The 17,987-nt window shown below is 53.5% G+C and carries 15 protein-coding genes and 1 tRNA gene; 11 read left to right on the top strand and 5 right to left on the bottom strand.

All coding sequences use genetic code 11. The features are described from left to right. Nucleotides 1-51 precede the first annotated feature (51 nt). A complete protein-coding gene (locus tag RBB63_RS22470; RefSeq protein WP_309387596.1) occupies nucleotides 52-900 on the bottom strand; it encodes an outer membrane lipoprotein-sorting protein in 849 nt (282 codons plus the stop codon). Between the two features lie 356 nt (nucleotides 901-1,256). Between RBB63_RS22470 and RBB63_RS22465 the strand changes: the two genes are divergently transcribed. The 3 genes from RBB63_RS22465 to RBB63_RS22455 are packed head-to-tail and all read left to right on the top strand — an operon-like array spanning nucleotide 1,257 to nucleotide 3,801. Then, on the top strand, nucleotides 1,257-1,676 hold the full coding sequence (locus tag RBB63_RS22465) for a hypothetical protein (RefSeq protein WP_309387595.1): 420 nt from the start codon (nucleotides 1,257-1,259) through the stop codon (nucleotides 1,674-1,676). 44 nt (nucleotides 1,677-1,720) lie between these two features. Then, nucleotides 1,721-3,013: a sulfatase family protein gene (locus RBB63_RS22460; RefSeq protein WP_309387593.1), complete on the top strand. Its 1,293-nt coding sequence runs from the start codon at nucleotides 1,721-1,723 to the stop codon at nucleotides 3,011-3,013. Next, a complete protein-coding gene (locus RBB63_RS22455; protein WP_309387592.1) occupies nucleotides 3,010-3,801 on the top strand; it encodes a LamG-like jellyroll fold domain-containing protein in 792 nt (263 codons plus the stop codon). Before RBB63_RS22460 ends, RBB63_RS22455 begins: the two co-directional genes overlap by 4 nt. Nucleotides 3,802-3,811: 10 nt before the next feature. On the opposite strand, the gene RBB63_RS22450 is transcribed toward RBB63_RS22455, so the two are convergent. After that, nucleotides 3,812-4,762, bottom strand: a complete 951-nt coding sequence (locus tag RBB63_RS22450) for a cation diffusion facilitator family transporter (RefSeq protein ID WP_309387590.1) — start codon at nucleotides 4,760-4,762, stop codon at nucleotides 3,812-3,814. 150 nt (nucleotides 4,763-4,912) lie between these two features. Here RBB63_RS22450 and RBB63_RS22445 point away from each other — a divergent pair, with 150 nt between their 5' ends. The 6 genes from RBB63_RS22445 to RBB63_RS22420 all read left to right on the top strand — a co-directional run bounded on the left by RBB63_RS22445 (nucleotide 4,913) and on the right by RBB63_RS22420 (nucleotide 13,363). Continuing rightward, entirely contained in the window at nucleotides 4,913-5,326 is a 414-nt protein-coding gene (locus tag RBB63_RS22445) for an ExbD/TolR family protein (RefSeq protein WP_309387589.1), read from the top strand. Nucleotides 5,327-5,330: 4 nt separating this feature from the next. Continuing rightward, entirely contained in the window at nucleotides 5,331-5,774 is a 444-nt protein-coding gene (locus RBB63_RS22440) for an ExbD/TolR family protein (protein ID WP_309387588.1), read from the top strand. A gap of 286 nt (nucleotides 5,775-6,060) precedes the next feature. After that, a complete protein-coding gene (locus tag RBB63_RS22435) occupies nucleotides 6,061-7,455 on the top strand; it encodes an efflux RND transporter periplasmic adaptor subunit (protein WP_309387587.1) in 1,395 nt (464 codons plus the stop codon). A gap of 21 nt (nucleotides 7,456-7,476) precedes the next feature. Continuing rightward, entirely contained in the window at nucleotides 7,477-10,653 is a 3,177-nt protein-coding gene (locus RBB63_RS22430; RefSeq protein WP_309387585.1) for an efflux RND transporter permease subunit, read from the top strand. Between the two features lie 3 nt (nucleotides 10,654-10,656). Next, nucleotides 10,657-12,192 (top strand): TolC family protein, encoded by a 1,536-nt coding sequence (locus RBB63_RS22425; protein ID WP_309387584.1) that lies wholly within the window; start codon nucleotides 10,657-10,659, stop codon nucleotides 12,190-12,192. Between the two features lie 184 nt (nucleotides 12,193-12,376). Further along, nucleotides 12,377-13,363, top strand: coding sequence for a hypothetical protein (locus RBB63_RS22420; RefSeq protein WP_309387607.1), 987 nt, complete (start codon nucleotides 12,377-12,379; stop codon nucleotides 13,361-13,363). Here RBB63_RS22420 and RBB63_RS22415 read toward each other — a convergent pair. Further along, complete coding sequence (locus tag RBB63_RS22415) at nucleotides 13,353-14,054, bottom strand: heavy metal translocating P-type ATPase metal-binding domain-containing protein (RefSeq protein ID WP_309387583.1); 702 nt, start codon at nucleotides 14,052-14,054, stop codon at nucleotides 13,353-13,355. The two genes, RBB63_RS22420 and RBB63_RS22415, sit on opposite strands and share 11 nt — an antisense overlap. Before the next feature lie 43 nt (nucleotides 14,055-14,097). Then, nucleotides 14,098-16,245 carry a 5-histidylcysteine sulfoxide synthase gene (gene ovoA / locus RBB63_RS22410; protein ID WP_425503938.1) on the bottom strand — a complete coding sequence of 716 codons (2,148 nt, stop codon included), beginning with the start codon at nucleotides 16,243-16,245 and terminating at the stop codon, nucleotides 14,098-14,100. A 179-nt stretch (nucleotides 16,246-16,424) separates the two neighbouring features. Between ovoA and RBB63_RS22405 the strand changes: the two genes are divergently transcribed. Next, nucleotides 16,425-16,500 (top strand) — tRNA-Lys (locus RBB63_RS22405). Here RBB63_RS22405 and RBB63_RS23675 read toward each other — a convergent pair. Beyond that, nucleotides 16,463-17,209, bottom strand: coding sequence for a tyrosine-type recombinase/integrase (locus RBB63_RS23675; RefSeq protein ID WP_425503939.1), 747 nt, complete (start codon nucleotides 17,207-17,209; stop codon nucleotides 16,463-16,465). The two genes, RBB63_RS22405 and RBB63_RS23675, sit on opposite strands and share 38 nt — an antisense overlap. 294 nt (nucleotides 17,210-17,503) lie before the next feature. On the opposite strand from RBB63_RS23675, the gene RBB63_RS22395 reads away from it, so the two are divergent. Beyond that, nucleotides 17,504-17,893 (top strand): hypothetical protein, encoded by a 390-nt coding sequence (locus RBB63_RS22395; RefSeq protein WP_309387577.1) that lies wholly within the window; start codon nucleotides 17,504-17,506, stop codon nucleotides 17,891-17,893. Nucleotides 17,894-17,987 lie beyond the last annotated feature (94 nt).

Here is a 17,987-nt window from a genome sequence, read left to right as displayed (position 1 = left end):
TTCCGAGGCAAGTTCAAAGGGGGAGAGGGATGGGCCCTATTCGGGACGCCTTTATTGTCCCATCTCGTCAATTTCGACCAGGAGCCCATTGACGTCGGCTTCGCTGACGGAAGCCAATTGGTCGGCCTCGAACAGCTTACTGTCCACGTCGAGATTTAGGCGGCTTTTCAGCACCTTGAACACAGATATCGTGCCAGTTTCCAGATTTGTCATGACGGCAAAGCGCGGGCGGACCGTCGAGCCCTCTATGTCCGGCGATCGGTACTCATAGGCCTGAAGCTCTTTGACTGCTTCGCCATCGAGCTCATTGAAGAACTCGATGCGGCGGACTTCAAATGTATCAGGGTCCAGGTAGAGTTTGCGGTAGGCGTATTGGCTAGCGCCCGCATCAGTAGGAATGGCCTGCACGACTGCGCAGATTTCACCTTGGGCCACGCCGTCGGGTAGGCGGGTGTATTCGTAATTGCCTGGCGTCTCGCGAATGAGGTCTTCGTAGGCAAAATCTGAGCCCAGGAAATTTCCCGAGCCCGCAGAGCTCAGTTTAAGCGGTTTGCCTTGGGCGGGGAGAAAGAGGTATTGCTCGACAACAGCTCCATCGACATTGGTGAGTACGCTGACGCCTTCGACGTCCAATGGGCGAACCATGCGAATCAGGTAATCGTAGGTTCCGTTGCCTGTTTTTTCCGTCACCGCGATGAAGCGCTTTTTGATGATCTCATCGGTGGGTGTTTCGGTTTCAAAGGTTTTCAGTTCGATAAACGCGAGCTCGGAGTCGACGGTTTGCGTTGCGACATATTGATCCATGAGCTTGCGGCCTTCGGACTGGGCGTCGTCATTCGCAAATAAGGCGAACGGTGTAAGCGAGAGGGCCAGAGTCAAGAGGAGGCTTGTTTTGATCATAGCAGTTTCGTTGTAGATGTTGGTGTAACATAAAAGAGCGGGGGATAGGGCTGGCCAGATAAATTCTTTCTCAAATTTGTGACGTTTCGGTGAATTGAGGAACATTTTCGAGAAAACCAGCCACGGGCTCATCTCCTCTGATCAAACGGTGTAAACCGCAGAACCCAATATATTTACGTGGAATAATATCCTCTCTGGAAGTAGGTAAACTTGACGGATATGTGTCCTGGCGCCATTGAATGAAAACTCCATATCATAGAAGTCCACTATTCCCCCCCACTATAATGGATCCCCAAACTACTACTAAATCTCACCGCCATTTTGCGGTAGAGACATTCAACCGTTGTTGGGAGCTTATGCACCTGGCAACCCGTACTCCAGATGATGATCGCGAGATGATACGTCTGGCGGAGGCCTCGTATTGGCATTGGCAGTATGCTGCTGGGCGAAAGGCCAGCAATGACGCAGTTGGCTTATGGTTGCTCTCCCGCGTCTATGCGATGACGGGGGACGCCGCTACGGCGATTGACTATGCGTTGAAAGGCGCAGAAGTTGTCGCTCGCTATCGCCTGGACGCTTTTTATGCGGGTTATGCTTGGGAGTCCGCTGCGCGCGCTTACTTTCTGGACGGTCAGTCCAGCAAAGCCGAAGAGGCCCTAGCGAAAGCTAAATTAGCTGCCGCCGAGGTGGCCGATCCCGCGAATAAAGCGGCCTTGGAAATGGATTTGCAGAGTGTGCGTCCGGTGAATGAAACATCTGGTTCCGCTATCGCTTAAATCGGAAGCATTGACAATCATGTGATTGATTTGAGGATAGGTGGATGCCCCATCAGCCGAATCTCCTCTTTGTTTTTACTGACCAACAGCATTGGGAGGCCCTTAGCGCGCAAGACGCCTCGTTCAATACGCCGAACCTTGACCGTTTGGCGGCGGTAAGCACCACTTTCGAGCGTGCCTATTGCACTACGCCTCAGTGTTCGCCCAGTCGGTCGAGCATCCTGACTGGCTTGTACCCGACCAAGACGGGTGTAATGGGGAATGTGGGCGCGAGAGGCGGATCGCCGCTGAATCAACCCACGATTGCTCCAGCGTTGCAAGCGGCAGGTTATCGAACTGGCTACTTCGGTAAGTGGCACCTCGGTCGCAATTCGGTTGCTTTGGCTGGCTGGGATGAGGCCTGCGGTCCGTTTGCTGGTGATGATGAGCATAATGATCCGGACACGACCCGCCGTGCGGTAGACTTTATTACCTGCGCGCCGGAAGTTGAGCCATTTGCTCTGTTCGTGTCGTTTGTCGATCCGCACGATATCTACCAGGTGACGGAAGTGATGCATGAATCGCCAGCCGGGACTGCCTCATTGCCTGAGTCTTGGCGGGCAAAAGATCAGGGCGCCACGCCGACTTGCCAAGGACAATTCATGCGTGAGGATCAGGGGAAAACCATAGTGGACGAACCTGAATCATCCTGGTTGCGCTACCGTGAATTTTATCGGCAAAAAGTGGCGCTGGTCGATGGGCTGATTGGCCAGGTGCTTGATGCGCTTGAGGCGTCAGGAAGAGCTGAGGACACCTTAATCGTATTCACCTCTGATCACGGCGATCAGGACACTCAGCAGCGGCTCATTTTCAAGGGGCCGTTTATGTATGATTACACCTTGCGCGTGCCGCTGATGATAAAACTTCCGGCCCAAACCGATGCGCGGCGCAGCCGTTTTTTATCGGTCAATGTCGACTTGGCGGCGACTTTGGCTGAGGCTGCGGGCGCGGACATCGGCGAGGTCGATGGAATTTCCCTGTTGCCACTGTTGACGGGGGAGGGCGAGCTGCCGGAACGGGAATTTATCTTCGCCCAGTATTACTCCAAACAGCAGTGGGTGAACCCGATCCGCACCGTGCTCAACGAGCACTTTAAATACAACCTCTACTTGAGCGGCGAAGAGGAACTCTACGACTTGTGCAACGACGTTGCGGAAATCGAAAATCTGGCGGCAAATTCTGAGTTTGCGCATATCAAAAATCGACTCCGTAATGTTTTGGAAAGCTGGCTGGAAGAGCAAGACGATCCATTCTTTTCGTTTACGCGAACTGATCGCCAGGGAAATTCATTATCATGAAGGAAACGCCCGAAACCAATTTTTTGATTCACCGCGAGCCAGACCATTTTCCAGGATTAGCTGCATTTTGGCGCTTCACCGAAGAATCATCAGATTATACTGCCGAGCAGGGGGAACCCTATGTTCTGACGCCCAGTTCGAATAACATTGCGGTGGTGGCTGACACTGAGTCGCCATTTGGCGGCCGGGCGCTTCAAATAGTGGAGGGGGGATGGTTAAGTTGCCCCCGCGCTGATTGTCCAGGTCTCGATATTCACGGGCGTGATGGCCAATTGACGGTGATGGCTTGGATTAAGCGTGAACCGACGAAACATGGAGGCTGTGAATTCATCGCCGGACAGTGGAATGAAACGAATCTCGGTCGCCAGTATGGTCTGTTCCTGAACATTAGCGTGTGGTGTGAACGGCACCAGGTGACCGGGCATTTATCGAACGTTGGTGGGCCAACGCCAGGTTACAAATACTGTATGGATGGTCCGGTTGGCGCGACGCCAGTGGCCTGTGCTGAATGGTCTGTGGTCGGCATGAGCTACGATGGCGCCCATGGTTACGCTTGGCTCAATGGGAGGCTCGACTCGCGCACGGGACTGAACCCCTACAGCATGGCGGGGGGACTCCACGACGGCGGCCCCAATGGATCGGATTTCACGGTGGGCGCAGTGGATCGCAGTGGAGAAATGGGTAACTTTTTCCAGGGCCGCATTGCCGGGCTAGCCGTTTATCGCCGGGCGTTGTCACCAGCGGAAGTCTTTGCCCTTTCTACGACCACCCTGAAGGTTGGCGGCTAGGGATAAGCGATTAATCGGCGTCCTTCACGCGGATCAGGTCCGCATTCTCACAACGCCCGCTCTCGAACTGAAGTGTGGCGTGCGTGATCTCATACTGATCGTGGAGGAGGTCTTCGATTTCATCTGCGAGGCAACCACATTCGCTGACCATGCGGTCGTCGATGTCGATGTGCGCTTCGAAGTGGATGGTTTGATCATTGAGCGACCAAATATGCAGATGATGAACATCGCGCACCGCATCGATTTCTTTGATGGAGTCCGCGACTTCCTGGGCATTGATGTTGGGCGGCGCGCCCATCATGATAATACGGATGGACTCTTCGACGATTTCCCAACTTTCCTTGATTAGCCATAGGGAAATGGCCACCGTGAGCAGGGGGTCTATCCAGGTGTAGCCCGCGCCGAGGAACAGTATCGCCAAGCCGCCGAGGATGACGCCTACGCTGACAACCGCGTCACTAAGCACATGCAGGTAGGCTGAGCGCATGTTGATGTTGTCCTTGGCCCCTTTCTGCAGCAGGATCGCATTGATGATGTTGGCGATCAGGCCAATTAGCGCCACGCCGATCATCCAGTCGGCTTTCACGTTGTCAGGGGTGATGAATCGCAACGCTGCTTCGTATAGCAGCCAGAGGCTAATGCCGATTAAGACGCCGGCATTCATCGCAGCCGCGACAATTTCTGCGCGTTTCAGGCCAAAGGTGTGTTTGAGCGTGCCCGGCTTTTCGCCGAGTTTAACGGCGATGTAGCTTGCGAGCAGGGCTACGGCGTCGGTTGCCGTGTGCAGGGCGTCAGACATGAGGGCGAGGCTGCCGGAGATGAGGCCGCCGACGATTTGAGCCGCCGTAATAATCAGGCTAATGCCCAGAGCCTGGAGTAGGCGTTGCTTGGGAATTCCCTTGGCCGAGTGTGAATGCCCTTCGTGTGAGTGGCCGCCGTGATCGTGGTGCGCATGTCCCATCGCGCTGCAGTTTAAGGCAAGCGGTTCCTTTGCGAAGCAGAAAATTGACAAATAGCCCCCACGGACTCATCGGGTAACAACAGGGTGACGATTATTGAGCAACGTTGCGAAAGCTTGACCTTGTTGGCATGAATGATGCCTTAGGCGTTTATGGCATTGAAACTACATCGATCCGAACGACCCGAGGAGGAATTCCAAATGGCGCCGATGATTGACATGGTTTTTCTGCTGCTCGTTTTTTTTATGTGTGTGAGTACATTGGCGCAGGCGGATAAAGCCAAACCAGTCACCTTGCCGGAATCCATCGAAAGCGATGTGGCTGAGGATTTGTCCGACCGTGGCGTGGTGACCGTGGACGCTAGCGGGCAGGCCTACCTGGGGGAACGCGCGGTTTCCAAGGATGAAATTAAGGCCACGCTGAAGTCCTCATTAGAGCAGAATCCTCGCCTTAAAGTGACCGTTCGTGCGGACCAGGCGACGGCTTACAAGGACATCAAAGACGTGCTGAAAATTTGTTCGGAAGCGGGCGCTTACGAAGTCATTTACGCCACACACCAGAAGTAATTCCATGGCGCAGCTCAAAAAGAAACCGGAAGAAAAAGTGTCGATTCCGATCGCGCCGATGATCGACTGCGTTTTTTTGCTGCTAATTTATTTCATGGTCGCCGCCACGCTGCAAAAACAAGAGGCGGACATTTCCTTTCAGCTTCCGGGAACGGTCGAGCAGACCGAGCCGCTGGAAATGCCGGATGAGCAGATCATCGAAGTCAGCGACGAGGGCCAGGTTATCGTCAATGAATACGCCTATGATACGCCGCAGTCGCCCCGATTTGTGGAACTGGCAGGCATGCTGACTCGGTTCAAAGAAGCCAGTGACGCCAATCAGGTCGAGGCTTTGGTGACCATTGCGCCAGCAGATGGCGCCAGCCATCAGACAATCATCAAGGTGATGGACGCCGTTTCACTTGCTGGAATCAAGGGTGTCAATTTCTCGATTGGCGACGAGTATTGATCAGTTGCCGTATGGTCAGTTCAATGGCTCTGAGACACTTCGACACATCCCGAAGCTCTTCTCAATCGCTTTGAGGGGGGAGTCGATATTTGACCGTTATCTGTTCAGTTCGGAATCCACCGCAATGAGCAGCAGGTAGCGACGCAACAAGCTATTTAGCGCTATCTCTTTTTGGAGGGTTTTTCCTGAGACTTTTTACTCTACTTTTTCGAACGAACGTTTAGTGCTCAGTTGACAGTCTGCTGGCATAGTCGATACTACGGGCATTTAACACTGGCTACTACGCATGAGTTTTGATCGGAAGCATGGTTATTCGCTACGGTTTGCATATTTGGTTGCAGGCTTGAGCATGTTACTTGGTGGATGTGGCCCAGAGCCTATCCAGCCCAAAGGCCCCCCACCGCGGACGGTGACAGCACAGGAGGTGAAGACCGGGACGGTTCCACTTTATCTGGATACCTTGGGGCGAGCCACAGCTTACGAAAGCGTGAATATTGTCAGCCAGGTGAACGGTCAGATCATGGGGGTTCATTTCGAGCAGGGCGCCATGCTCAAGCAAGGCGACTTGATGTTCACGATTTATAAGCCTCCCTATGAGGCGGCTTTGAAAGAAGCCGAGGGCGCCGTGAAGCAGGCTAGATCAGCTTTGGCGATCAATGAGCTGAATCTGGAGCGCAATCGCCCACTGGTGCCGCAAAAGTTGATTTCCGAGCAGGATTATCAATCGCTCGAAGCTGAAGTTGAGTCGAATCGCGGCGCCTTAGAGCAGGCCGAAGGGGAATTACTCGCCGCCGAAGTTAATTTAGGTTACACAGACATTCGGTCGCCGATCAATGGCATGGCCAGCGTTTATTTGGTCGATATTGGTAACGTGGTCAGTGCGGCTGGAGGTGAGACATTGGCGACTGTTTTACGCATGGATCCCATTTACGTGGACTTCATTGCGCCCGAAAAGAAGTTTGAGGAAGTGCGTTCGTACTTCAACGAAGCTGGCGGCGAGCTGGAAATCGTGGCCAGCTACCTTGCATCGCCGGACAAGAAGCGCTCGGGTAAGCTGACAATTCTGGGTAATGAGGTCGACACTGAGACCGGCACTGTCAATTTACGGGCTACTTTTGAGAACAAAGATGGTTTTTTCTGGCCGAATCAACCGCTCGCCGTCCGGGTGATTCTCAAGGAATTAAAGGACGCAGTCCTTGCGCCGTCGCAGTGCGTGGGCATCGGCCAGAACGGACGCTACGTGTTTGTAATCGATGAAGCGAAGGGCATCGTCCACTTGAAAAACGTCGAAATCGGCCAAACGCAGGAGGACGGCACGGTCGTCATTAAAAGTGGCGTTAATCCCGGTGACAAGTTGGTCGGCGAAGGCCTGAACTTCCTGCGTGACGGCATGGAAATCGTCGTCGTGGATGGCAACCCGGCGGACGTGAAGCTGCCGCCCGCGCTGATCCAGCCCGTGGTCGACATGTTGAAGAAATACAAGAAGGCCTCGCCGGAGGAGATCAAGCAGATCGAAGACAGCCGCCGCCTTCCGCCCAAGCTTTTGAAAGCGCTCAAGGAGCACGGCGTGCTCACCGAGAAAGAGGAGAATTACCTGCTCAACCTAGAAACCGGCAGTCCGACGGGTGAGCCGCAGAAGGGCAAGGCGCAGTCCGGCTCTTCGGAGGGCGACAGCAAGTAACCGGCCCAACCGGACTCTATTATGGCTGGCTCGCTATCCGAACCTTTTGTTAAACGTCCCGTGATGACGCTGTTGCTGGCGTTGTCGGCGGCAATCTTCGGCGTTTGGTCCTATCTGAATCTGCCCGTTAGCGACTTGCCCAACGTCGACTACCCGGTGATTCAAGTGCAGGTGAATTATCCGGGCGCAAGCCCGACGGTGATGGCGTCCAACGTGGCCTCGCCGCTAGAGCAGGAGTTTCTGCAAATCCAAGGCATCGAGCTGATTACCTCGAGCAATACGCAGGGCAATTCGAACATCATCCTGCAGTTTGATCTGAGCAAGAGCATCGACTCGGCGGCGACGGACGTGCAGTCGGCTATTACCCGAGCGCAGGGCAATCTGCCAACGGATTTGCCCAGCCCGCCGACCTATCAGAAGACGAATCCCAATGCGCAGCCGGTAATCTACATTGGCCTCGTGTCGGAGACCATGACCGAGGGCGATATTTACGACTACGCCTTTACGCAGATCGCGCAACGGTTGCAGTTGGTTAATGGCGTTTCCCAAGTCGATGTCTATGGTTCCAAGCGCGCGGTCGAAGTGCAGCTGAATCCGAATGAACTCTACAATCGCGGCCTGACTTTCGATCAGGTGACGCAGGCGATTCAGGAGAACACGAATTTGCTCGGGGCCGGTGTCTTCAAGGGGAAGACCACGAATTACACCATCCAGCCGAACACGCAGCTGAGCACCGCTGAAGAATACAATAACATTATTGTCGCGGTGAAGAACGAGCGCCCGATTTATCTGCGCGACATCGGTGAGGCGGTCGATGGCTTGCAGGCGGAAGACCTGCGCCTGGACTACTGGGCGGACTTCATTGAGGGCAATCCAGCTGGCGTGGTTCTGGCGGTGCAAAAGGCCGACGGCGCGAACGATGTGGAGATCGCCAACGCCGTGAAGGCGATGCTGCCGCAGCTGCAGCAGGAGATTCCGCAGTCGCTGCTGATGAGCATTATTTACGACCGCTCGAAGACGATTGTCGCTTCGGTGAAGGACGTTGAGGAAACGCTGCTGATCGCATTTGTGCTGGTTTGCGGCACGATCTTCCTGTTCCTCGGACGCGCGAGGGATACGATTATCCCCGCTGTCGCACTGCCAATGGCGCTGCTGCTCACCTTTGTGGTGATGAAGCTCTTTGGCTATACGTTGGACAACTTGTCGTTGATGGCGCTCACGCTCTCGATCGGCTTCCTCGTGGACGACGCGGTCGTCTTCCTGGAAAACATGGTCCGCCGCATGGAGGACTATGGCGAGGACCCGATGAAGGCCACACTGGAGGGGGCGAAGGAGATCAGTTTTACGATTCTTTCGATGACGCTCTCTCTGGCAGCGGTGTTTATTCCGCTGGTGTTCATGAGCGGCTTGATGGGACGTATTTTCCGCGAGTTCGGCATCACGATCACCGTGGCGGTCATTATGTCCGGCCTGGTCTCGCTATCGCTGACCCCGCTGATGTGCGCCCGCATGCTGAAGTCTCACGAGGAGGGCGATGAAACCTTCATGCAGAAGGTCGCCAACCGTCTGGAAAAGGCCTGTCTGAACATTTACGACCCGAGCCTGCGGTTCTTCCTCAAGCATAAGTGGATCTCGGCTGTTACCTGGTTCTTATGCATGGCAGGTGTGATTCATTTTCTGATTATCGTCCCCAAGACATTCATTCCGATTGGTGACAGTGGCTTTATCCAGGGGGCCTTCATTGCCGATACTGGAGCCTCACCTGAGGACCTCCAGCAATACCAAAAGCAGATCAAAGAGGTCATGAAACAGAATCCCTACGTGGAGAATTTTGTGACCGTTTCCGGCGTCGCCGGCTTTGCCCAGAGTAACTGGATTCTGACGTTTATCTCGCTGATCGATGTGGATAAACGACCGCCGATCGAAGAGGTGAATACCCAACTGCAAACGGCGTTGGCGGGTATCCCCGGCATCATGCCCGGCATCCAGCCGAATCCCTCGCTGGAAATCTCCACCGGGGCGACTTCTACGACGCTCGGTAACTACGCCTACAGCCTGTCCGGCCTCGATACGGACAAGGTCTATGAAGCCTCGGAAAAGCTGGTTGCCGCGATGTATGAGAGCGGGTATTTCTCGTCGGTGATTAGTGACCTCTACCTGACCAACCCACAGGTCGAGCTGGATCTGGTCCGCCCCTTGGGCAGCGCCTATGGCGTGACCGCGAATACCTTTTCGACCGTGCTCAAGGACGCTTATTCGCTGAATTACAGCTACCTCATTAAATCGCCTTTCCAGCAGTATCAGGTGATTGTGGAGGCCGCGCCGGAGTTCCGCTCGGACGTCAATGACCTGACGACCTTGTATTTCCAATCGGCCTTCAACCAGAGCGAGTTGTTTACCTCGAACTCCGATGTCTTCGACATTGAAAACAATCTGGTGCCGTTCAACTCGATTGCGACTTTCAAGGAAGACGTGGGCCCGCTCGCGGTGAACCACATTAATAATTTCAGTTCGGTCACGATCTACTACAATATTAAGGAAGGCCAGGCGATTGGCCCAGCGAACGATTTTGTGAAAAACAAGGTCAAGGAGCTGGTCACGCCAGACATTCAAACGAGCTTTCAGGGCCAAGCTTTGATGTTTGAGGAAACGATTAAGAGCATGTTGCTGATGGCGATTGTCGCTGTCTTCGTCATGTATGTTATCCTCGGTATCCTCTACGAAAGCTGGGTGCATCCGATAACGGTGCTGACCGCACTGCCGGTTGCGGTGGTTGGTGGTTTGGCCACGCTGCTGTTGCTCGGCCAGGAGCTCTCGCTCTACGCGATGATCGGCATGTTCATGCTTATGGGCATCGTGAAGAAAAACGGCATCATGATGATCGACTTCGCCATCATGCGGCAGGATGAGGGGCTCACGCCGGAAGAAGCCGTGCACGAGGCCTGTATGGAGCGTTTCCGCCCGATCATCATGACGACTGCTGCCGCGCTGCTGGGTGCAGTGCCGATTGCCGTAGGGTGGGGCGCCGACGCCGCCGCGCGCAAGCCGTTGGGCTCGTCCATCGTAGGCGGTCTGATCGTTTCGCAATTAATTACGCTTTACGTCACGCCTGCGCTGTACCTGTATTTTGAATGGTTTGAAAAGCACGTGACGGACAAGATTCCACTCTTCCAGCGAGGGGAGCGCGTGAAGGTATAGACGATGGCAAGAACCCAAGCAATTAAACTGACGGGCACAACAACGCGCACATTCACGGTGTGGCGTATCGCGGGCGTTTGCGTACTGAATTTAGCGGTTTTATCCTTTCAGGGCTGTGTTAATGTCGATGAAGAAGTCGCCGCTCGCCCCAGTGAACTCTGGCGTCCGCCAGCCGACGCGAAACCGGGTGCACCGAAGCGGGACAACCCTGGTATCGACGCGGTCAACTTCGTGGCGGGCAAGGACAAGTATTACACGCAGAATGTGGCGGGTTATGGCGAAAATCCCGTAGCGTCAGTCGGCCTGCCCAAGTTGGATTTGCCAGCCTTGGTGGACATTGCGTTGTCGAATAATCCTGAGACGCGCTACACGTGGTTGATTGCCCGATCCCGTGCATCAGAATATGGCCAAAGCCTCAGTGAGTATTACCCTTACGTTACTTTTGGCGCAAGCGTGCAGCGTGAGAAGCTGAAAAATGCGCCACTGCCCGGCAAAACATACACCACGGCCTATGGGCCGTCGCTGGATATCAATTGGCTTCTCTTTAACTTCGGTGAACGCGAGGCGCAGGCAAATGCAGCACGGCAAGCGCTCTATGCGTCGAACTATACCTTTAACCAGGTTTACCAGGACGTTGTCCGGGATGTTCTAGTGGGCTATTATGACCTCTGGTCGGCTGAGTCGAACCTCGATGCCTCCAAAGCGTTTTTAGCCAATACGGAGGCAACTTATGATGCCGCCTCGAAAAAGCTGGAGTCCGGACTAGGCAATAAGCAAGACGCCTTGCGCGCCTTGGCCAACGTCAAAACTGCTGAAGCGCAAATTGAGGCAGATAAGGCCGACATCGAGGCTGCCCGCGCGAAGCTGGCCACATCGATGGGCATTGAGGTGTCTGAAAACTTACAAATTGAGCAGATTGAGGAATTCCCGGATTTTGAGGGCCTCGACTCTGATGTGAATCGCCTTGTCGCAGAGGCTCTGCAGAACCGGCCAACGCTGCTGTCCTCCTACGCGACAGTTCGGGAGAAGGAGTTTAACCTGGATGCCGCCCGGGCTGATCTATTCCCGGAATTGAGCGCCCAGGTATCCATGCAGTATGCCGAATTAAGCGGCAATAACGCCAGCCCATACAATGATTATGTCGCGGCGCTGGTCTTGGAATGGGATATCTTTCAAGGGTTCTACAAGTGGTATGAAATAGACAAGCAGCGTGAACTGGCGCGAGCTGCGCGGCAAGATTCCCGCTTAGTTGAGCTCGAAGTGCTGCAGCAAGTGTGGACCGCATTTTTCGCCTATCGATCCGCCATCAAGCAGGTTAGCTCAACCACTTCCGCCTTTGAGGCGCAGCAGGAGGCCTACGACGCGATTTCGATTGGCTATGAGTCGGGCATTAACAGCTTGTTGGACCTACTGACATCCCAGGAAGATTTAGATGATGCGCGTCGCAATTTAATTGCAGCCAAAAATACCCTCGGCACTTCTATCGCAGATTTGGCTCGTGCAACGGGCAGTTTGCCACGCTTGACGCATGATCAGTGATTTGTCATAACTTCTGGTTTTACGCTGAAGCTAATCCTGTTATTGCTCTCTGTAGTTATCTGGATTACGCTTCTCTTTTATATCTCTATTCGTGAAATCAATGCTGGGGTAAATAGCTAGGTCTTCCTACTGGCTTTTGCCGAATAAATTAGGTCTATTGCGGGTGTCGGACAAATGGTATTACATGGTTGATCGCAACAAGATCGGTCCCGTAACAAGGGACCAAATCTTGATTCTTTTGCGTCGACGGGTCTTGAAAGGCCACACTCCAGTTTGGAATTCAGAACTCCCTCGCTATGTGCCTCTGGAGACTTTGGAAGAGTTGGCTCCTTACGTGCCTGATGACGAGATGGATTTGGTTAATGAGGAGCCAGAGCCGGCGCCTCCCCCCCTTAAGGGATTTACACGTTTCTTGATTCCCAAAAAGAAGGAAGAAGCTGAGCCTCCAAGGAAAACCCGGGCTCCCTTCGAGCGTCCCCATAAATTATCAGATGAGGAGAAGGAGCGGGAATTGCAGGCTCGGGGGATACCTGGTGCTCCGAAGGGGCGCACACGCCCGCCAGCGCCAAAGCCTGCCCCGGAAGCAGAGCGGGAGTCGACGGTATCTCACATGCGGGGCGCCGTGTCCGAGGGCATGCGTTTATTGGGCGCAGGCGCCTTGGCTCTCGGCGCAGCAGTGTTTGGGGTATTTGTCTTGGGGTTGATCGACTTGCTTATCGGAGCCCAACGCGACGTGCTCTATGATAATTTAACCTGGCTGCTGCCGCGCGAATTTCTCTCTCTGCTCGATCCAGTTGAATGGATGGGGGTATTGATCGTAGGCGGCTTGGTCGGATCAGCGGCGTCAGCAGGCTGTGGCGGACGAGGTAATGTTACGATTGCCGGCGTTGCGGCGCTTTGTGCTTTTTTTAGCGTGTTCCTGGGCGCTATTTTTGCCGAAATTTTAGCGGTTTCGGTGGATACTGCTGAGCCCTTGGCGACCTTGGTTCTGATGCCAGACGCCTGGTTTGATGGGGTAAAGGCGTTTTACCATAACTTGTTGGAGGAACCGGATGATTTGTTGTTTCTCTTCGGCGCATCCGGTGAAGCGTTCCTCATCGCACGACACAACTATCGGCGACATGAAGATGAGGACGAGAAGCGCGTCGTTGACCCTTTCCTCAAGACTTAGATGCCTGTTTGATTGAGCGCCAGCGAGCCGCATAATGTCCGCAGGACATCACGGCTAGTCCAGCCATCAGGAGGCTCATGAGGTCGAATAAGCGGCTGTAAGCAAACTCCTGATCCACTCCGGATAGACGTGGCAACTGAAAGAGTAGGGCGTTTACTCCGAAGACCGCACCATAAGCGAGGTAAGCCTTCGAAGACGGTTTTGGCTCCAATGGCGTCGCCTTTAAGATGAAGCCAAAGCGTTGTAACGTTTCCGCAAGCTGAACGAAATCCACTCGCCCAGATTTCCAGGATACATCCACGGAGTGAAAAGGTGGCGCAATACGTAATGTATGGACGCCAGCATGGTCATGAATCGCCTGCTCCGCCAGCCAAGCGCAGGCTGGGCAGGATACCCCCACGATACCTAACGTAAGGTGTAACGTGTCCCGCCCCGTGGATTCGCGCGTCTGAGCAAGCTGCACGAGTTGTGTCCAGTCCTGCCGCTCAAACAGCTTATTGTTGATGGGCTCCGTCAGGCCAGTTTTGAGCCTGTAGAATTCATCGAGTCCCTGATCGCGGATGAGTATGGACACGCTTTCGCATCCACGGCAGCAGAAGCGTTCCTTAGATTTCGGCAAATAAGGCGTTCCGCAGTGATCGCAACTGCGCCGTTTATCATTGTGCGAATTGACTGTCCTGTCCGCCGTCATGTTGAATCATCAACACAACGGCGCCGCTAACGAAGATACAACCTTAAGCTTTACGCCAAAAGCTGACTTGCACGAGATTATGCTCATAGGTCCGTGCTGTGCGACGGATGACTTGGGGGATCTGAATGGCGGTCTCAGCGCTGACGAAATTGCCCTTTAGCGCTTGTTGAATACCATCAATGGTGACTTGGTTCTCCCCGGTGCCATCTTTAAATCCGCCCAGCCATTTATCCTGTTGCGTATGGGCCGTGTCCCAATCGTTTGTGGACGCAATCACGAGAAGCCCGCCTTCGTTGATACGTTCGTGGACGTTTTCCAAAAATCTGGCTGGATCGTAAGAACGCTCCAATATGCAGTTTAGGAGGATTAGGTCATAACCGCGGTAGAGATCCTTCATGTTGGAGAGGTCCGCCTGCATAAACTCAACCTTGCTCCGAGCATGGTCCAGCCCGATGTCCTTTAAATGTGCTTGGCGGAAATCGACGATTTCGCCTTCCGACTTAATTTCCCATTGCGTGTAGCCCTTGTCAACCATCTCGACGCCTATGCGGATCGTGCGCGCAGTTGGATCGAGCCCGAGCACGTGCTGGAATCCTGCAGCAAGCTCAAAGGAAGTTCTGCCAACCTTGCAGCCAATTTCGAGTGCATGATTACGCTCGTTTTTAGTCATGCGATCCAAGCAGATCTGAGCAATTTTCTCGGCATAATTTTCTATCCCCAGCGCTTCAGGCCCATAATGGGCTTCGCAGTAAGGGGTCACATCGGGATCGGTCTCGTAACGGTCGTCTTTAATGGCGACTTCCAATTCGCTCTCCACGTAACGGAACCCGGCATGTTGGTAGAAGTGGCGCCGGAAGGCATAGCGGCTGTCACGGGTGGCTTCGTTGCCGGTGGAAATCCAGGAGCCTCCCTTGATCAGGTTGTGCTTCGTGTCGAATGTTGGCGTGGAAAAGTCGTCATAGAGCGGGTGAACGCCGAAGCCTGGAAAACCGGTAATCGGTGTTTCCGTATGCTGCCAGACATTGCCCATTACATCAAAAAAGCCTTGGCCGAATTCGTAGCGATTGACCGGTGTTGAGGAGGCGCAGACTGCCAAGTTTATGTTGCCTGGCGCTCCGTCTTGCCAGCCATCGACGTCCGGAGTGCCTGTGTAATCGAGCAGGCGGTACCATTCTTCTTCGCTGGGGAGTCGAATCGGTTTGCCAGTCTTGGCGCTCAGCCAGTTACAGTAGGCTTTGGCTTCCAGATAGTTGACTTCTGCTGGCCAGGACCAGGGCATGTCAATTTCCTTGAGCATTGTGCGGAGAGCAAAGGAGCTATCCTCTCGCCTTCGCCAAAAGCGCGGCATGCCATGAGCATCGTATTGCGCCCAGTGCCAGCCCTCGTCGGTCCAGAACTCCTGCTTTTGGTAGCCGCCATCATCAATGAAAGCGCGGAATTCGGCATTGCTGACTAGATACTTGGAAGCCTTGAAGGAAGCGACTTCAGACTCAAGGTGGCCATACTCATTATCCCAACCATAGAATTGGCTGGGTTGTGTTTTTCCTTGGACAACAGAGCCGCTTGTCACTTCTAGAAGCTCATTCTGGGGTGGTTTTACATCTTCCTGGCACACTGCCCAAGACGCGTGTTCAGGCTCGAGCATCGATAGCGGCAGTTGGCGAATCAGCACAGATGACGTCTCTAGATGGATGCGCTCATGCTCGATACCCATCATGATAATCCAGTAAAGGCTATTCCATTGAACGGGGAGCTCAAGCGGCGTTTCATCAATCAGCTTATCAATCGTCGCGCGCACCCGGTCGCGGTAAGATTTCAATTGCTGGTGGTCAGGCCACAAGTAATGCGCCTCGTTGAGGTCGTCCCAGCTCATTTCGTCAACCCCAACAGCGCATAGCGACTCCAAATGCGGGTCCAAACGCTCTTTCAGGAATTTGCCCAGCACTAACTTATTGATAAAAAAGACTGCCGTGTGGCCGTAATAAAAAATGAGTGGGTGGCGCAGTGGGTCCGCTCGCGTAACGTATGCTTCCTGGCCTTTCATTGGCTCAAAAAGCTTTTCGTAGATATCGAAAGTTTGGTGAAAGTAACGGCGGATCTCTTCTCGTTTGGTATCCGGGTCTCCAGTAAGCAGATTGATTGTAAGTGGCGTTTCTACGCCATCGAGGAGTGTTTGATTCATGGTTGTCATGATGAATGCGGGTAGCGGGTTTACAGATGTCTTGGATTCAGTAGTCTAGCTATTTCGGAAAACCTGACAACTGATTCATCCTGTTTTTTGTTAAACCCGACATTTGTCAGAAAAATGAAACTTTTTTCTTGCGTGGTCGCGCTGATTTGAGTTTTCTCCACGGCTTTCCCACGTTCTGGGCCTCTCTAGCTCAATCGGTAGAGCAGTTGACTCTTAATCAATTGGTTCGGGGTTCGAGTCCCCGGGGGGGTACCATTTGCCTGGCTGTGCCAGGCATGGCCAGAACGAGACTAACCGGTTGACCATCAACCGGATTCAAAAGCTCGAAGGTGAAGTTGCTATTGTCAATTTGTGACAGCAAAAGTCCTTCTGAGTCTGGTTTTTGTGGGTCTATTTGTGGGTTTGCCGCAGCCAAGGGTGAAGTTTCATTCTCAGACCAAGGCAACGTGGTCACCGCCTCATATGTGGGTAGCTGGGAGGCATCGGTATAAATTTTGGCGGTTAGTTGCGGATCGCTGTGGCGCATCAATTCTTGAGCCAGCCTTTGGGAGACGCCCTGCTTGGCCATCATGGTAGCGAAGGTGTAGCGCAGCGCGTGGAAGTCGACTTTACGCCCCAGCGAATCAATACGCTCAATGCCGGCTTTATCACAGTCGCTGGGCAGGCATTTACTGGCCGTAATCGCGGAAGGAAATACGCGTCCAGCGCTATTGGGTTTGATGGCTGACAATGCTACCGCCAATTTGGGGTGCAGTGGAATGATTGCTTCCTTTTTGTTTTTAGTCGTCGATGAGCGCACTTTTAGAAACGGTCTGTCAGAATCGAGATGAACGTCCTGCCAGTCGAGCTGCGCAATTTCGCCGCGTCGTAGACCGGTGTATGCTGCCGTTTGGTAGAGCAGTTTACGCCGACCGGAAACTTCGAGCAAACGTGTGAATTCTTCGGGTGTAAAGGCACGTCGCATTTGCTGACGCCCCCTCAACTCAACTTTTTCGACATTCTGAAGCGGGTTGTTTGAAACCCTACCATGGCGCACCATCCAATTAAGTAGAGCGCGAATCGAGTTTAGGTGTTCGTTCAATGTCTTGGGGCTGAACTCCGCTTGATTGGAGCGCCATTGGACGAAGGAGTTGGCGTCAACATCCTTGGGCAGTTTCCAACTGCATTCCTCAAAGAGACGCTTATTGCGAAGTTCGATGTGGCGAAGATAGGTTTTGCTTCGTCCCATCGTTTTTAAGTCGGCTATAAAATCGGACAAATGTTCCGCCAGAAGGCGTTCTGCCGAATCCCGCTGAATTTTGGGGGCAAGAATACCGGCGCGCTCCTGTTCCTTCTCCTTGACGATTGCGGCGAGTTTCTTTTCTGCAACCTGCTTATCGCGAGTGCCAAGCGATACTTCAGTAATGGAAAAATCACCATCAAGACGATAGCGGCCTCGATAGGTGCGGGACACAACGGTTTTACCGTTCTTCTTGCGCTTGGGTTTGTAGACGTTGGCGATCATAATAATGAGAGTGTTGAATCGTTAATAAAGGGCAATGAATTAATGGTCACCTTTTGGGCGATTCTGCTGTTTGTGATGGCGAATCACCCATACCAGCAGGAATTTCGCCGAGTTTGCCCAAATCTGAAATATGAACCGGAGTGAGGGTCAGGCCGGTGCTCGTGAGCCGGATTTGAACGTAGTTGGCTCCTGCCAGGTGATTGACTACCTCTTTGGGCAATTTGATGGAGCCACGTTT

This window comes from Cerasicoccus frondis (genome assembly GCA_031296915.1).
Lineage (GTDB): Bacteria > Verrucomicrobiota > Verrucomicrobiia > Opitutales > Cerasicoccaceae > Cerasicoccus > Cerasicoccus frondis.
Note: the sequence above shows the minus strand (reverse complement) of the source record. Positions and strands in the feature narration are given on the sequence as shown.